The organism is Alteromonas algae (assembly GCF_049117195.1).
Classification (GTDB): domain Bacteria; phylum Pseudomonadota; class Gammaproteobacteria; order Enterobacterales; family Alteromonadaceae; genus Alteromonas.
On record NZ_CP185260.1, the window covers coordinates 1,446,070 to 1,462,117 of the forward strand.

Genomic DNA, 16,048 nt, shown 5'->3' on the forward strand with positions numbered 1-16,048 from the left:
CTAAAACCAATCGATTTCTGCCTTTCGCGTTTTGCTCTCATTATTCGGTACGTATTAACTGAATCGCTGCTTTAAAATTCGTTTTAACGCGCTGGGTTTTATGGGTTTTGGCAAGTACGCTATCCCCATGTCAGCGGCCGTATCCCTTATCTCACTATTTCGGTTCGCAGTAATTAACAGGCGTAAATCGGGGCTGTGTGGCAGCAATGCGATTTCTCGTAAAACCTCTGTGCCCGTTTCACCAAAATTAAGGTGATAGTCTGCAATAATTATATCTGGCTTCATACCGCATGCCGCTAACGCTTCCTTCTTGCTCATCGCAGTGACGACTGTCGCTCCCCAATCTTCAAAGAGGGCTTTCATGGCGCAAGTAACTTGCTCATCATTTTCGATAAGCAGAAGCCGTTTTTTGTGCAAAAACGATGATGCCTTTTCATCTAACACTTCGCCTGTATTGTCTTTAGATTTATCAATAGGGCTATTATTTTTCTTGTCACTTTTAGGCACGGTAATAGCAAAACAGCTGCCTTTATGAAGCGCAGACTGCAACGTAATGCTATGGCCGAGCAGTTTACACATTCTGTCCACAATGGTTAATCCAAGGCCAATGCCTTGTGAACTGCGCGGGCTTTCTAGCTGGTGGAATTCATTAAATATTTCTGTTTGCTGGCTTGGTGCAATACCGGGGCCTGTGTCGTAAACACAGACGTGAAGTGTTGGCAGCCCCTTAGGTGCTGAGTCTAGTTTGAGTTTTCTTCTGATGCCCACTACTACCGTACCGGTTTGCGTATAGCGTATGGCATTTGACAATAAGTTTTGCATAACGCGTCGAAACAAATGTTTATCGGTATATGTAAAGCTACTGGTTTTTATATAGCGTAGTGTGATGTTTTTTTGTTTTGCGATTAAGCTAAACTCCTTACACAACGACGACAAAACATCGTCTATTGCAAAGGTCACTTTTTGAGGGTTTAACACGCCCGACTCTAATTTTGTCATGTCGAGCAGCATAGAAAGCAGGGTCTGTGCATTGCTCAATGAGTTCACTACGCCTTCTGACAGGCTAGAGAGTTCGCTACCTTTTGTCTTCTTCTCTAGCATAGACGCGAAAAGTGTGGCTGCGTTGAAAGGTTGCATCAAATCATGGCCGGCTGCTGCAAGAAATTTTGTCTTGCTTTCATTTGCATCGTCGGCTTGCTGTTTAGCAAAGCGAAGTTGCTCGGTACGCTGCTCTACGCGGGCTTCTAGTTTACTTTTTGACTGTTCTAGCGCATCTTGAATGGCAATGTATTCGGTAATGTCGCTGTAGGTCGTAACATAGCCTCCGCCAGGCAGGGGCGAGCCGTTAAGTTCAATCACTTTGCCGTCGGGTTGCTTCCGAACATATTTATGCCGACTGCCTTTCAGCATATGGCCTATTCGTTTCTCTATTTCTTGTGGGGCCTCGTCGCCATTACCAAATAACCCTCGTTGTGCGTTGAAATCTAAAATATCGCTAATGGGCATGCCGGCTTTAAGAAAGCCTCTCGGGTAATAGAAAAGCTCTACATACCGTTCGTTCCATGCCAACAGTTTAAGCTTGTCATCTAGTACACTAATGCCTTGCTCTATGTGCTGCACCGATGACTGCAATACTTCATGATTGAATTGAAACGACTGCGACGCTTCTTCTACCCAGTCAACTAACTCTGGCAAGGTATCGCTGCCAGTGTTGGCAATGGCACCGAGTAATATTCGCGCACTGGGGCCGCCGACTTGTGCAGCTAAAAGCTGCTCAACACGATTAAGTAAAGCATGGCTTGCATAGCCAGTAAGGTGTGCACGAGATACATCAACAGAAAGTTGCTTTATCAATGTGTCATGGCTCTCTTTATCCAGTACCCGCTGTGTAAGCGACATTAAATCGCTTACTTTTACCATTAATTGCTGCGAGGCAACGTCGATGTTTTTTGTATCGCTCGCGCGATGAGGTGATACCGACTTGTTGGTGAGTAGCGCAACCAGTAAAAACGTCACGCTATTTGCCATTAACGAATAAACAAAGCCTATGCCTAACTCGGCGTCAGAGGGGGGCGTGTTGAAGTAATAGCTCGACATCAAGCTAGGGTAAAGTAGCAGCACGCACCAACACGTGAACCCAGCAAAGAGGCCACTCACCGCTGCGGCCTTTGTACTTTTCTTCCAATACAGCCCGAACATCAAAATAGGTAAAGATTGGCTTAATAACGCAATTGCGATAATACCGCTTTTAACAAGCGGGGCTGCTTGACTTACATTAAGGTGATACCAAAGTGCTACCGACAAGACCACCAGTACCGTAAGCCGCCGTATAGTAAGTATTTTACCGGGCTGCATGGTGTGGTTTGGTTCAGTGCGTAACCTTGCTTTTATCCAAAGAGGGGTAACCACGTTATTAGCTATCATTATCCCAAGTGCTAACGTTGCGACAATAACCATACTGGTCGTCGCAGACAGACCGCCAAGAAATGCAATAATAGAAACTTCGATATTATTGGCATAAATGGGCAGCGCTAACACGTAGGTGTCTGAATTTACCGTGTCAGGTAACAGCATTTTCCCTGCTAGTGCGAGAGGAATAAGAAACACTGTCATCCCTAATAAATACATAGGAAAAAGCCAACGAGCGGTTCTAAGTTCACCTTCACCATTTAGCTCTACAAAATTCATATGAAATTGACGGGGCAGCACAAACATAGAGCAAATACCCAACATTACATGGGTTAGGTAAACCAAGGGGGCGCTATCTGCATAAATCACATTGCTTGCGGCCTCGTTTGCCGATGCCTTCGCGACAAGATCGAGCACACCATCGAACATAAAGAAGCAAACAAACACACCGACTGTCCAAAGGGCAATCAGTTTAAATAACGATTCAAAAGCGATAGTAAGAAGCAAACCAGGGTGCTTATCAGTTAAATTCAGCGTACGCGTGCCGAAGGTTATAGCAAATATGGCAAGCAAACCGGCAACATAAATGCTTAACCAAGGTGTGGTGGTTTGGGGCTCACCAGTGAGTAAATTAATAGATTTTGTAATAGCGTCTAGCTGAAGTGCTATATAGGGAACAACACCAAAAAAACACAGTAAAGTGATAAGAGCGGCAATTAAATGAGAGTGTTGGTACTTCAATGATATGAGGTCAGCCAGCGAGCTGATGTTGTGTTGCTGGCATAGTCTACTTATGTGAAGAATTACGGGAAAGGCAAATGCCATGGTCAGCATAATCCCTAAATAAGTAGGGGTGACGGCCCAGCCATATTGTGCTGCTTGCGAGGTAGTGCCGAAAAATGCCCAAGATGTACAATGCACGCCCAATCCAAGACTGTACAGTATTGGATGTTGCCGGTTGTCACGTAAATGCTTATCGCCCCAAAATGCTAAAGCGAAAAGCGCGAGGAGGTAAAAACCAACAATAGTGCCAACCGTCCAGATACTTAGCATAGATTTTCCGTGTAATTGAACGCATTTATTAGCGCAATTGAAGCGCGTTTTTTGTTGATTTACATTAACATGGTTTTCACATTCGAGGTATCTTCTGGTAGTACATAACCACTGTTACTGAGCCAATTGTTTACAATTCGAACTACAAGTGATACGTTTTTTATACATGGGCGATGTTTTTTTGAGTGGTAGGATTTAAACATAAGTCGTCCTTAGCCAATCACCGAAATAATTAAAAGGGACTTTAATGAAACAAAATTCAGCAAACACACGTTTTCTGCGAATCACACTACTCGTTTCAACTATACTATCTGCATCTGTGTGGGCTATTCCGAATCAACCTGAATGCGCAGACGAAGATTGTTCTATCGCTAAGCTGAATACACTTCGAGCTTTGGCGTCCAGAGGTCATGAGCAAACCAGCTTCTCTCTTGGTCACATCTTTATGAATCCTGAATCTGGTGTAAAGACAGACTTAGAAAACGCCTATTATTATTTTGATAAGTCTGCCAAACAGGGCTTCCTGCCTGCTTACCGACAAGCAGCGGGGATGGCTGCACAGGGCATAGGTACACGAAAGAATATGGCTGAAGCCAAGCGAATGATGAAATTTGCTGCAGATAAAGGCGTTAACAGAACGGCAGAGGAATATGCTGTTCTCGTCTTTTCTGATAATGAATCTACCGACGAAGAAAAAGCAACTGCGGTTAAGTTTTTGGAAGCCGAGGTTGAAAAAGGAATGAGCTATCTCGCTAACTATATGTTAGCCGTTCTTTATATCAATGGAGAGTTTGTGGAAAAGGATATGGCGAAAGCGAAGTCTTTATTAGCATTTCCAGCGTCAGGTAAATACGCCAATTCTGTAGAGCTACTACAACAGTTAAATGGGCAACCCGTTGTTGAACTAATTAGTGACAATGCACAGCGCAACGCCGGCCTTGATAGCGATATTGAAACTATCACAGTTACTGGAATTAGTATCAATATGGTTGATGTTCATGCTTTGATGTTAAGTGAACTGAGACAAAACCACGGACAAACGGGAAGCCGAATAAAAGGCAATGGTTGCAAAGCGGATGAACCTACCTGCGTGATAATGGACAGTGGCTCTATCCGCAGCAGAACGTTTTGGACTACTGGCGTTAACTAGGTAGCATTTGGCTTTTCGATTACCGCGGTGGCAGAAAAAGAGGCTAGCAAGGTACGACATAAAAGTGATGCAAGGCCAAACGCTTATCTTGAATAAGCGTTTGATACTTTCCTTTAGTTGTTAATCCTACCGCGTTATTTTCTAAATCGGTGGCTAATACGCCGCCTCCTGGCGCTAGTGCAATACCGTCGCTAGGGTTTTTGGGGCCAAATACCTGAATAGATTTCTCTAGTTCATTGTCTGATAGCGACGTGTCGCCGATAGCGGATGTTGATATTTGATAAATTTTGGTGCCAGTGAACGCGCCAAAGTAAAGTGTGTCAGAGGCTGGGTCCAACGCTATTGGATTTAAACCAAATTTAAGCGGGTTTGGCTTACCATCATCGGTTTTAGAGGCAAGTAGCGATGCTTCAATGACAAGTTCTCTATCTTCAGGCATAAGATAAGAAGCGCTTTCTAATACTCGCGTAGATTCGCCCGTCTCGGTATCAACGACAATAATTGCCGGCTTTGTTGCACCAGCAAAGTTACCAAATGTCATGTCTGCGATATAAATTTTGTTGTGCTTTTCATCAATAACAAAGTCTTGAACAAACGAATTTACTTTAAGTGCTTTGTTATCAAGTTCAATCGTTTTAACCAGCGCATTTTCATTGCTATCCCACGCAACGAGTTTGGCTGGTGAGGTTTCACTTCCCATGTCTAGCATCCATACAGTGCCTTGACTATCGCTGTGTATACCAATAACGGCACTAAAGCCTACATCACCGGTTTGTGGGCCATCTGCCCAATCTAAATTAGGAAAAGGTTGTTTAGACCCATTAGCCATTACTTCAACAATCTTTAGCTTTGGATTATCAAGCGGGTGCATGCTAATGAGTAATCGGCCAGACGGAGTAATGGTAATACCTGCGCCTCTTGCGTCTTCAAAAGTGGTGACAGGCTCTAAGGGGCCTACTTCAGTAGCAGCGAAGGCCCCACTGCTCAACATGCTTAGCCCAACAGTGGTAGCGATAATAAGCTGCTTTAATTTGATCATCTTTTCTCTCTAAATTTCGGTACAGGGTTAAAAGCTGGTACAGCTTTAATTTGACTGATAGGAGAAGTGTAGAGATTTTATTTGCAAACAGTTACAAGCTTATTTTTGAATACTTATCAAATATTTTTTGATAATCGGGCATTAAGCATGAAGATTCATGAGGTGTGGGCTTGCTAAGTCGATTCTGAGCCTAAGAAAATTAAAAACCGAAACCTAGTTTTCTCAGATTTTTAAAAATCATCCACAAATTTATTGTGGATACCCTTGAACACCTTAAATCTAGCCCCATAACTAAGCGCAACAGGGTAATTTGCGCTGCACACCAGCCGTGTAGGGTAAACAACTAGATTTAGAAAAACGTTTGGAGGTAGGCATGAGCGATAATCGCGATGTGCAGGCAGATCAAGAAAATACAGTAGATGAAACTGTTCAAAGCGCTGAAGAAACGCAGGTAGAAACCTCAGAAGCTGAGAGTGTAGAGTTAGATGAAAATGCACAGCGCATTTACGAACTTGAAACTGCGCTGTCTGAAGCTCAGGCGACGATTAAAGAACAACAAGATGGCGTATTGCGTGCACGTGCTGACGCAGACAATGCACGCCGTCGCGCTGAAGGTGAAGTAGAAAAGGCGCGTAAATTTGCCCTTGAACGCTTTGCTGGCGAGTTGCTTCCGGTTATCGATAACTTAGAGCGCGCTATCGAAATGACTGATAGCGAAAACGAAGCGATTAAACCCTTGCTTGAAGGGGTCGAAATGACGCACAAAACTTTCTTAAGCACTATTGAGAAATTTGGATTAACCCTTATTGACCCTCAGGGCGAAAGCTTTAACCCTGATTTACATCAAGCGATGTCAATGCAGGAAAGTGCTGACCACCAACCTAATACGGTAATGGCGGTGATGCAGAAAGGGTATCAAATTAACGGCCGTTTGTTACGCCCTGCCATGGTAATGGTATCGCGTGCGCCAAGCGGTGGTGTTGATACGCAAGCGTAATTCACGTTTTTGCGATAAACACACAAATATGTCAGTTTTTTTGCTGACAAGTATTGAAAAGATTGGGGAATAACCCCACTAAAAGTACAGACTTTAGAAATTATTTCGGAGACACGAAATGGGTAGAATCATCGGTATCGATTTAGGTACAACAAATTCATGTGTCGCAGTTTTAGACGGCGACAAACCTCGCGTAATTGAAAACGCGGAAGGCGATCGTACAACGCCATCAATCATTGCTTATACAGCTGACGGCGAAACGCTTGTTGGTCAGTCAGCGAAGCGTCAGGCAGTAACAAACCCTGAAAACACATTATTCGCTATCAAGCGTTTAATTGGTCGTCGCTTCCAAGACAAAGAAGTACAACGTGACATCGACATTATGCCTTACAAAATCGTAGGTGCTGACAATGGTGACGCATGGGTAGAAGCGAAAGGCGAGAAAATGGCGCCTCCGCAAATTTCTGCTGAAGTACTTAAGAAAATGAAAAAGACCGCTGAAGACTATCTTGGCGAAGAAGTCACTGGCGCGGTTATTACGGTTCCTGCTTACTTCAACGACTCTCAGCGTCAAGCAACTAAAGATGCTGGTCGTATTGCAGGGTTAGAAGTTAAGCGTATCATCAACGAGCCAACAGCTGCTGCACTTGCCTACGGCATGGACAGAAAGCAAGGCGAAAACGTTGTTGCAGTATATGACTTAGGTGGTGGTACATTCGATATCTCTATCATCGAAATTGATGAAGTAGATGGCGAGCATACGTTTGAAGTACTTGCGACTAATGGTGATACTCACCTTGGTGGTGAAGATTTCGATAACCGCGTAATCAACTACCTTGTCGAAGAGTTTAAGAAAGACCAAGGCATCGACCTTCGTAAAGATCCGCTAGCAATGCAGCGTCTTAAAGAAGCGGGCGAAAAAGCTAAGATTGAGCTTTCTTCTTCACAACAGACAGAAGTCAACCTGCCTTACATCACCGCTGATGGGTCAGGTCCTAAGCACTTAGCCATTAAACTGACTCGTGCAAAACTTGAATCTTTGGTTGAAGATTTAGTAAAGAACTCGCTTAAACCTCTTAAGCAAGCGTTAGAAGATTCAGACCTATCGGTAGGCGACATCAACGACATCATCCTTGTGGGTGGTCAAACACGTATGCCGCTAGTTCAGAAGTATGTAACTGAATTCTTCGGCAAAGAGCCACGTAAAGACGTTAACCCTGATGAAGCAGTAGCAGTAGGTGCGGCAATTCAAGGTGGTGTGTTATCTGGTGACGTTAAAGACGTACTACTTCTAGACGTTACGCCTCTGTCTCTAGGAATTGAGACGATGGGTGGCGTAATGACTGCGCTTATCGAGAAAAACACGACTATCCCAACGAAGAAGTCGCAAACGTTCTCTACCGCAGAAGACAATCAGTCTGCTGTAACCGTACACGTACTGCAAGGTGAGCGTAAGCAATCAAGCGGCAACAAGTCTCTTGGTCAGTTTAACCTAGAAGGTATTCGTCCAGCCGCGCGCGGTGTGCCGCAAATTGAAGTTACCTTCGACCTAGATGCTGACGGTATCCTACACGTGTCTGCGAAAGACAAAGACACAGGTAAAGAGCAGAAAATTACCATTAAAGCGTCTTCTGGCCTAAGCGATGAAGAAGTAGAAAAAATGGTAGCAGACGCAGAAGCGAACAAAGAAGCTGATGCGAAGTTTGAAGAGCTCATTCAAGCACGCAACCAAGCGGATGGCATGATTCACGCTACACGTAAGCAGCTTGAAGAAGTGGGTGACGCACTAAGCGCTGAAGATAAAGCGCCTATCGAAGAAGCACTTACAGCACTTGAAACTGCGTCTAAGGGCGAAGATAAAGCGGAAATCGAAGCGAAAACACAAGAGCTTATTCAAGTGTCTAGCAAGTTGATGGAAGCGGCTCAAGCTCAGCAAGCTGGTGCAGCTGAAGGCGCAGAAGGCGGCGAACAGCAAGCTTCTGGCCAAGCAGGCGACGATGTTGTCGACGCTGAGTTTGAAGAAGTGAAAGACGAAGACAAAAAGTAAGCTGTTGCGATAAGCCCGGTGCGCCGGGCTGTTTATGCAGTTCAGGCGCAGCAGGTATATCTTGTTGCGCCTTTGTTGTGTAAATGACTTGGTTTTGTAGAATACACAGCAGGTTATTTTCACAACAGTCAGATGTAGATTCGATGGGTTAGCTTTTAAATCTGTCGACAGAAAGTAGGATAAGTAACCGATATGTCGAAACGTGACTACTATGAAGTACTAGGGCTTGAAAAGAGTGCTGGCGAACGCGAAATAAAGAAAGCGTACAAAAAGCTAGCGATGAAATACCATCCCGACCGTACGCAAGGCGATAAAGGCCTGGAAGACAAGTTTAAAGAAATCCAGGAAGCCTACGAAATATTGTCTGATTCGAAGAAGCGCGCTGCGTATGATCAATATGGTCACGCTGGTGTCGATCCTAATCGCGGTGGCGGTGGCTACGGTGGTGGAGCTGACTTTGGCGACATCTTTGGCGATGTCTTCGGCGATATTTTCGGTGGAGGCGGTCGTGGAGGTCGTCAATCACGTGCGCGTCAAGGCTCTGATCTACGCTACAACCTCGAGCTCTCATTAGAAGAAGCGGTACGAGGCAAAAGCGTCGATATCCGCGTTCCCACGTTAGTTGAATGCGACGTATGTGATGGTTCTGGCGCGAAAACAGGGTCTTCACCTAAAACATGTCCAACGTGTCACGGAAACGGCCAAGTTCAAATGCGCCAAGGTTTTTTTGCCGTTCAGCAAACATGCCCTACATGTTCTGGTAAAGGCAAAATTATTGAAGATCCATGTAACAGCTGTCATGGACATGGTCGTAAAGAGAAAACAAAAACACTTAACGTTAAAATTCCAGCAGGGGTTGATACGGGTGATAGAATTCGCTTATCGGGCGAAGGCGAAGCCGGAGAAAATGGAGCTCCAGCGGGTGATCTTTATGTTCAGGTGCATGTTCGCGACCACGATATATTCCAACGTGATGGCAATAACCTCTATTGCGAAGTTCCACTTAGTTTTACAACCGCAGCCTTAGGCGGGGAGTTAGAAGTTCCAACCTTGGACGGTAAAGTGAAACTTAAGATTAGTGCTGAAACACAAACTGGACGCATGTTCCGTCTACGCGGCAAAGGTGTGAAGTCAGTGCGAAGCGGTGCGATTGGCGATTTAATGTGTAAAGTGGTGGTGGAAACGCCAGTTAAGCTTTCAACTCGTCAAAAGGAACTGCTTCAGGAGCTAGAAGAATCGATGGGTAAAGCATCAAGTAAGCATAGCCCGAAGGCGCAAGGCTTCTTTGATGGCGTTAAAAAGTTCTTCGACGATTTAACGAAATAACACGTTAACCGTTTTATAGAAAGCCCTCCTTATGAGGGCTTTTTTATACCTCTGCTTTCTAATAGTTGCAAAAATAATAGGCTAAAGCCTTGCTTAATTTACGTGTATTCGTCACGATTGATGGTAAGAGACTATCTATTTCGCTATAGAGCGTTTTCATTACGCCACGTAGCAGGTACAGCACGTTCAAATACGAAAAGGGAAAAGTAATGAAAAATGCAACAAATACCTTAAGATCGATAAAGGCATTAACGGTAGCAGCAACATTGGCATTCGGGATTTCTGGTAACGTTGCATCGGCCGAAGTAACACAAGCGTCGTCTATGAAGCATGCGAAAGCGGCAACCAATTACCGACAGGCAATGTTTACGTTAGTACGTAGCAACATGGGCCCATTAGGCGGTATGGCTAAAGGCGTTTTACCGTATGATGAAAGTGTCATGATGACTAATGCAGTGCGGTTGGAGCAGTTAGCAGATATGATGACCGACTATCTTTCTGTTGATACTCGCAGCTTTAACGTTAAAACGGGTGCAAAAGACGCGATATGGGAAGATTTTTCTGACGTTGAAGGCAAGGTCTTAGCGCTTAAAACTGCTGCGCAAGGGTTACAAACGGCAGTTAAATCGGGCGATGAGACAGCGTATCGAGGCGCCATTGGCAAAATTGGCGCTAGTTGCAAATCTTGTCACGACGATTACAAAAAAGATTAAACAAAAAACGCGCCTAAAAGGCGCGTTTTTTACGTGAACGCTGTGTTATTCGTCGGAATCACTGTCACGTTCTTGTTGTAATGTTGAATACTCAGTACGAGAGATGAGTTCATCATCATTACGGTCTATTCTATCAAATGCTTTCGTTACACCACTTCGCGATGCTTCTGCTTTCGTCAACGTACCGTCACTATTAATGTCCATCATATCGAATTCACTTTTTGCGATAATCGTGGTTTCGGTTTCAACCTTGACTTCTTTTTCAACGACGTCATCTTTTACTTCGGTTTTCGCGCTTTCATGAAGCTCGTAGGTTAGCTTTTCATCTTTGGGCGGTACCGCTGGCGTGTCGTGCAGTTCACCCATGCTATGCTTCATCGCTTTTACCGAGGCAACGACATCACCGTCAAAATGCTGAGGGTGCTTCGTTACATGTCGATTAAACTCTTCCATCGAAATTCTCATGTCTGAGTTGGCATCAATTTTTGAAAAGTGCGCGAAAATTTCATCATCGTCTGCTTCCTCACGAGAGATATAACGATTATCGTCGTTATCTAAATCGGCAAACGTTGTATCAATTTTCTCTAAACCTTCACCGGCAACTACACTTGCTGAAAGGGCGGTGCCAATTAACGATGCTAATACTAACTTTTTCATATCAAACTCCTTGATTTTTAATCTCTGTACAACCTTTAACAGAGGTGATAATTCAAGTTAGTTCATTCATTTCACATGCCAATTGATTAAAGCTCTTTAAGATCAGTGTGTTAAGTTTCATCACTAAGCATGTGTATCATTATGATGTGCGTTATCTATACAAAACACTGCAATTATTACGCAGTCGGATAAACCGTTTCTTGTACATGCCTATTTAAGTTGTTGCTTAAGTGACTTTGCTATTTTTGCAGATTCTTCAAATACGTCTTTTTGATTGGCAAAATGAGGGTGGTGAACAAATTCGCACATCAACTTCGGAATATCTACTAGGGGCAAGACGTGGGTAGGGTGGTCGTTCATGAGTGCCTGAAGGGGTAAGTGCGGCTCATAGGCATCGGTCGGCGATTGTGCGACAGTAATGCCGCCTTGGTGTGTGGTTTCAATCATACCTTGCGTGCCGTCATCCAGCTTCCCGGTGAGCAGTATAGCGATTGAACGGTCTTTGTATTCACGGGCACCAGATTTGAAAAGAAAGTCGATAGAGGGGCGCCATGGTTCGTCGTCAGGCAAATCAGAATAAAAGATATGATTATCGTCAACGCCGATATGTAAATTGTCTGGAGGAAGGTAAATGTGACCAGAACGCACCAGTTCACCCGCCTCAGCGACTTTCACTGGTAAGTTTGACTTCGCTTCTAAAAGCGGTAGTAACCCCGCTGAGTTTACTGTGCTGTCCCTTAGCCTATGAAGCAAAAAGAATACCGGAGAAGGAAAATCCTCCGGTAGCATAGATGCAAGCGTACTAAACGCGTTTACACCACCGGCGGAAGCTCCAATAAAAAACACGGGGTTAATTCCAGGGTATCGCGCAGATACATGAGCCAAATCATTTCCCTAAATGTTTTTTCAACAATTTAAACAGCGATTTAATTTCTACTGGCTTGGGCAGAAATTCGATCATTCCAGCGTCTAAACAGCGCTTGATGATATCGTTGTGGACATGAGCTGACACTGCAATAACTTTTGTCTCTAGGTGTTTGCCATTGGATTGAATAAGTTTGAACCGTTCATAAAACTCAAAACCGTCCATTTCATCCATTTGTAAATCCAGAAGAATCAGGGAGTAGGTATCGTCCTTTAAGGTTTCTAACGCACGTTTTCCATTTTCTGCAACGTCATGCTGAACGCCAAATTCGTCTAAGTACGATGATATTATGAAAACGTTCGTTTCATTATCTTCGACAACAAGCACTTTCTCTTTGTCAGAGACGTCGAGTTTGTATGTTTCGTTGTGTTCCGACTCAAGGGGCTCTCTAATATGTTTTGGCGTGCGCAATGGCAGCGTTACTTTGAATGACGAGCCTTCACCTTCTTTGCTGTTAACCTCAATGGTGCCACCAATAAGCTTAACTAATTCTTTAATTATCGATAACCCTAGCCCTGAGCCACCAAACCGTCGTGCAATGCTAGAATTTGCCTGAGAGAATTTTTCAAATATTTGATTGACACTTTCCTTAGACATACCGATACCGGTATCCACCACTTCAATGACTAAATAGTAAATCGTTTGATTCCAGTTCCCGCTTGCTTTTACTTGTACCGAGCCTTCCTCAGTAAATTTAATTGCGTTTGAAAGCAGGTTAGTAACAATTTGCTGAACACGGAGTGGGTCACCGATAAAATGTTCGGGTAAGTCGTTGTCCAGTACTGCTGAAATCGCAATGCCCTTCTGTTTCTTTTCTACAGAGTAGAGATCAATCAAATCTTGAATAGTTTCTTGAACAGAAAACTCTGTGTATTCGAGTGTAAGCTGCCCAGTTTCAAGTTTTGCAAAGTCTAGTAGGTCATTTAGCAGGGCTTTAAGTTTACCTGTCGCGTTATTTAAAATGGTGAGCAATCGGTCTTGCTTGACCTCATCTGCAATATTTAAACGAAAGACTTCGTTAACGCCCACTATGGCGTTCAGAGGTGTTCTTATTTCGTGGCTAACGTTTGCCAAAAACTCGGTTTTTGCTTGGCTTGCTCGATGAGCTACAAGACGTTTCTCTTCAAGTTCTTTCTGTTGAAGCATAATGGTAGTGTTATCAATGAAACTTAATATTGCACCTTCTACCTGATTATTCGTGGCCATAAACGGCATGATATGTACGTTAAAATGTTTGTCATCACCGATAACCTGAAACACTTCTTCTTTTTCGGTATTAATAACTTTAGTGGTTAGTTTGATTATCTCATCTGACTTAAACGTTTTTTGTAAACTGCTGCCGAAATTCCCTAAGCTGTCTTGTAGGGAGAAAAACGCCTTTGCGGCGACGTTTGCCTGCACAGCACGAAGATTAATGTCGACATAAACTAATGGGAACTGAAGAGAGTTTTTAAGATTGACTAACTTATTAGTGACCACCTCAAGGGCGGTTGTCTTTTCATTAAGTTGATCGTTCATCGTCACCAATTCTTCGTTGGTTGACTGTAACTCTTCGTTAGTCGTTTCTAGCTCTTCATTAGAAGACTGTAGTTCTTCATTAGACGACTGAAGTTCTTCGTTCATTGATTGAAGCTCTTCGTTCGAAGTTTCGAGTTCTTCAATTACCGTTTGTATATGCTCCCTCGCCATCGAAAGTTCGTCTTCTAACTCTTTAACGCGATCTGAGTTTTCGTCGGCTAGCGTTTTTTCGCCTACCTCTTTCAGTTCACCTAAGCGATTAAAACAAACTAATAAAAATGACTCTGACGCTTCTTCAACAGAAATAGGATAAACCGTCATTCTAACTTTATAGGCGGTGCCCTCTATTGAAAGTCGGCGGGGCTGTCCTTCAGCTAATGCTTTCGTTCTTATTGCTTTGTAAACAAGTGGACGAATTTCATGTTTAAAAACTTCAATAATAATCTCATTAAGATTAAGAGAAGGCTTTCCTTTTGAAAATTTTATATAGGTGGAGCTCTTTCCGTAGCTGTGTTCAATATCAAGGTTATCATTAACCAAGATGCACGCGTCACCGAGTTGCTCTACGAAGGTTTCAGGTAATTTGGGCGCAGACGAATCATCGACCGGGGGACGCGTATCGCTGACAGAGTTACCCACCGTTTTCCCACTTAAGTAGAAACGTTGCGGGTTAAAAGATGTCACGCTTCGCTTCTGAAAAATACGCTCTTGTGAATGGACAGTTCTAAAGATATCTGTCACTTGAGACGTACTTTCAGATTTGCCTAAGAACATATAGCCGCGTTCTCGCAGTGAGTAATGAAATATGCGATACACTTTCTTTTGTAGCTCTTGCTCAAAATAAATAAGCAGGTTACGACAGGTTATTAAATCGATACGCAAGAAAGGCGGATCGTCCACAATATTATGGCCAGAAAACAATATGACGCGTTTAAGCTCATCAATAATTTCGTAACCGTTACTCTTTTTCTTGAAATACCGTTCTTTGTATAGAGGTGGCACATCAGCCATAGATGCTTCGCTGTATATTCCTTTACGTGCTATGGCAAGTGCATTTGCATCAACATCGGTGGCAAATATTTGATGGTCGCCCGAGGCGAGTTCATCTATCCCCCCCAAGGCTTCTGTGAGCATAATTGCAAGACTATAAGCCTCTTCACCTGTGGCACACCCAACCACCCATAATCGTAGTGGCTCGCCTTCACCTTTTTGTGAAACGATATCGTTAAGGACAGGTGACAGCTGTTTAAATGTGGCAGGGTCTCTAAAAAAGTTAGTTACTGATATCAAAATATCTTTGTACAGTAATTCAACTTCGTCGGTTTGACGACGTAAAAGGTCAACATAAGAATTAAAGTCATTTAAACGATTTGCGAGCATTCGGCGTTCAATGCGGCGCTGAAGCGTTGCTTTTTTATACTGCTTAAACGAAACGCCACACTGCCTCCTCACTATATTTATAAGTTCGGCAAATCTATCTTTTGTCTCGCTAGCATCTATTTTTGCGCGTAATGCCTCGGGTAATTTAGAGCTTAAATCACTAAGGTGTTTACCTATTTCAGTCGGGGTTAAGATGAAATCGACACAGTCGGTATCAATTGAAGCATTCGGCATTCCGTCATACGCTGCCGACTCGGGTTCTTGGGCATAAGTACACCCACCTGACGCGCGAATGACCTTAACACCGTGAGCACCATCGGACCCTGTCCCTGATAGCACAACGCCAATGCTACGTTCGCCTTTTTGCTCGGCTAATGACTTTAACAACGTATTGACCGATGGTTTAGCAAGTGCTTTTGCATCAGGCGAAGCAAGGTGAATAGTATTATTTACTACGAATACATCGTACTTTGGTGGCGTGATATAAATAACGTTAGGTTGCGCTTCAATACCATCAACGATAGTTTGAACCCGCAATGATGAGACGCGTTGAATCAACTCGGTAAGCTTGCTCTCGTGCTTTGGCGACAAATGGAGTGCAATGATATAAACCATATTGGCATCAGAGGGCAATACCTTGCACAACGATTGAATCGCATCGAGGCCGCCCGCAGACGCGCCTACTCCTACCCAGAAAAAAGACTGTTCAGCCTCTGGTATGTCCATCTAATTGTCTCAACAAATTCAAGTATCTATAACATTATAGTACCGTGCTAAAGCACCGAAAGCTAATGATGTTTAGTAATAGAAATGGTCAGTAAAAGCGAAGTTAAA

10 protein-coding genes are annotated in these 16,048 nt (G+C 43.7%); 5 read left to right on the plus strand and 5 right to left on the minus strand.

Annotation, left to right across the window (positions count from 1 at the left end):
- Positions 1-54 precede the first annotated feature (54 nt).
- Entirely contained in the window at positions 55-3,462 is a 3,408-nt protein-coding gene (locus ACOJRU_RS06510; protein ID WP_421134222.1) for a PAS domain-containing hybrid sensor histidine kinase/response regulator, read from the minus strand.
- Positions 3,463-3,709: 247 nt separating this feature from the next.
- On the opposite strand from ACOJRU_RS06510, the gene ACOJRU_RS06515 reads away from it, so the two are divergent.
- Positions 3,710-4,612, plus strand: coding sequence for a tetratricopeptide repeat protein (locus ACOJRU_RS06515; RefSeq protein ID WP_421134223.1), 903 nt, complete (start codon positions 3,710-3,712; stop codon positions 4,610-4,612).
- 43 nt (positions 4,613-4,655) lie between these two features.
- Here the strand turns inward: ACOJRU_RS06515 and ACOJRU_RS06520 are convergent, their stop codons facing one another.
- Positions 4,656-5,651, minus strand: a complete 996-nt coding sequence (locus ACOJRU_RS06520) for an L-dopachrome tautomerase-related protein (protein WP_421134224.1) — start codon at positions 5,649-5,651, stop codon at positions 4,656-4,658.
- A gap of 373 nt (positions 5,652-6,024) precedes the next feature.
- Here ACOJRU_RS06520 and grpE point away from each other — a divergent pair, with 373 nt between their 5' ends.
- From grpE to ACOJRU_RS06540, 4 genes are all read left to right on the plus strand, one after another.
- Positions 6,025-6,648 carry a nucleotide exchange factor GrpE gene (gene grpE, locus ACOJRU_RS06525; protein ID WP_421134225.1) on the plus strand — a complete coding sequence of 208 codons (624 nt, stop codon included), beginning with the start codon at positions 6,025-6,027 and terminating at the stop codon, positions 6,646-6,648.
- A 118-nt stretch (positions 6,649-6,766) separates the two neighbouring features.
- On the plus strand, positions 6,767-8,695 hold the full coding sequence (gene dnaK / locus ACOJRU_RS06530; RefSeq protein ID WP_421134226.1) for a molecular chaperone DnaK: 1,929 nt from the start codon (positions 6,767-6,769) through the stop codon (positions 8,693-8,695).
- 192 nt (positions 8,696-8,887) lie between these two features.
- Positions 8,888-10,021, plus strand: coding sequence for a molecular chaperone DnaJ (gene dnaJ / locus ACOJRU_RS06535; RefSeq protein ID WP_421134227.1), 1,134 nt, complete (start codon positions 8,888-8,890; stop codon positions 10,019-10,021).
- Positions 10,022-10,230: 209 nt separating this feature from the next.
- A complete protein-coding gene (locus tag ACOJRU_RS06540) occupies positions 10,231-10,734 on the plus strand; it encodes a c-type cytochrome (protein ID WP_421134228.1) in 504 nt (167 codons plus the stop codon).
- A gap of 45 nt (positions 10,735-10,779) precedes the next feature.
- On the opposite strand, the gene ACOJRU_RS06545 is transcribed toward ACOJRU_RS06540, so the two are convergent.
- The 3 genes from ACOJRU_RS06545 to ACOJRU_RS06555 all read right to left on the minus strand — a co-directional run bounded on the left by ACOJRU_RS06545 (position 10,780) and on the right by ACOJRU_RS06555 (position 15,940).
- Complete coding sequence (locus ACOJRU_RS06545) at positions 10,780-11,391, minus strand: calcium-binding protein (protein ID WP_421134229.1); 612 nt, start codon at positions 11,389-11,391, stop codon at positions 10,780-10,782.
- 210 nt (positions 11,392-11,601) lie between these two features.
- Positions 11,602-12,276, minus strand: a complete 675-nt coding sequence (locus ACOJRU_RS06550) for a chemotaxis protein CheB (RefSeq protein WP_421134230.1) — start codon at positions 12,274-12,276, stop codon at positions 11,602-11,604.
- 1 nt (position 12,277) lies between these two features.
- Positions 12,278-15,940 carry a CheR family methyltransferase gene (locus ACOJRU_RS06555; protein ID WP_421134231.1) on the minus strand — a complete coding sequence of 1,221 codons (3,663 nt, stop codon included), beginning with the start codon at positions 15,938-15,940 and terminating at the stop codon, positions 12,278-12,280.
- Positions 15,941-16,048: the final 108 nt, after the last annotated feature.

What these genes read in the sequence shown, in the direction of transcription:
- ACOJRU_RS06520 (WP_421134224.1), bottom strand. Translation starts at nt 5,651, where the DNA reads ATGATCAAATTAAAGCAGCTTATTATCGCTACCACTGTTGGGCTAAGC.
- ACOJRU_RS06515 (WP_421134223.1), top strand. Translation starts at nt 3,710, where the DNA reads ATGAAACAAAATTCAGCAAACACACGTTTTCTGCGAATCACACTACTC.
- dnaJ (WP_421134227.1), top strand. Translation starts at nt 8,888, where the DNA reads ATGTCGAAACGTGACTACTATGAAGTACTAGGGCTTGAAAAGAGTGCT.
- dnaK (WP_421134226.1), top strand. Translation starts at nt 6,767, where the DNA reads ATGGGTAGAATCATCGGTATCGATTTAGGTACAACAAATTCATGTGTC.
- grpE (WP_421134225.1), top strand. Translation starts at nt 6,025, where the DNA reads ATGAGCGATAATCGCGATGTGCAGGCAGATCAAGAAAATACAGTAGAT.
- ACOJRU_RS06555 (WP_421134231.1), bottom strand. Translation starts at nt 15,940, where the DNA reads ATGGACATACCAGAGGCTGAACAGTCTTTTTTCTGGGTAGGAGTAGGC.
- ACOJRU_RS06545 (WP_421134229.1), bottom strand. Translation starts at nt 11,391, where the DNA reads ATGAAAAAGTTAGTATTAGCATCGTTAATTGGCACCGCCCTTTCAGCA.
- ACOJRU_RS06510 (WP_421134222.1), bottom strand. Translation starts at nt 3,462, where the DNA reads ATGCTAAGTATCTGGACGGTTGGCACTATTGTTGGTTTTTACCTCCTC.
- ACOJRU_RS06540 (WP_421134228.1), top strand. Translation starts at nt 10,231, where the DNA reads ATGAAAAATGCAACAAATACCTTAAGATCGATAAAGGCATTAACGGTA.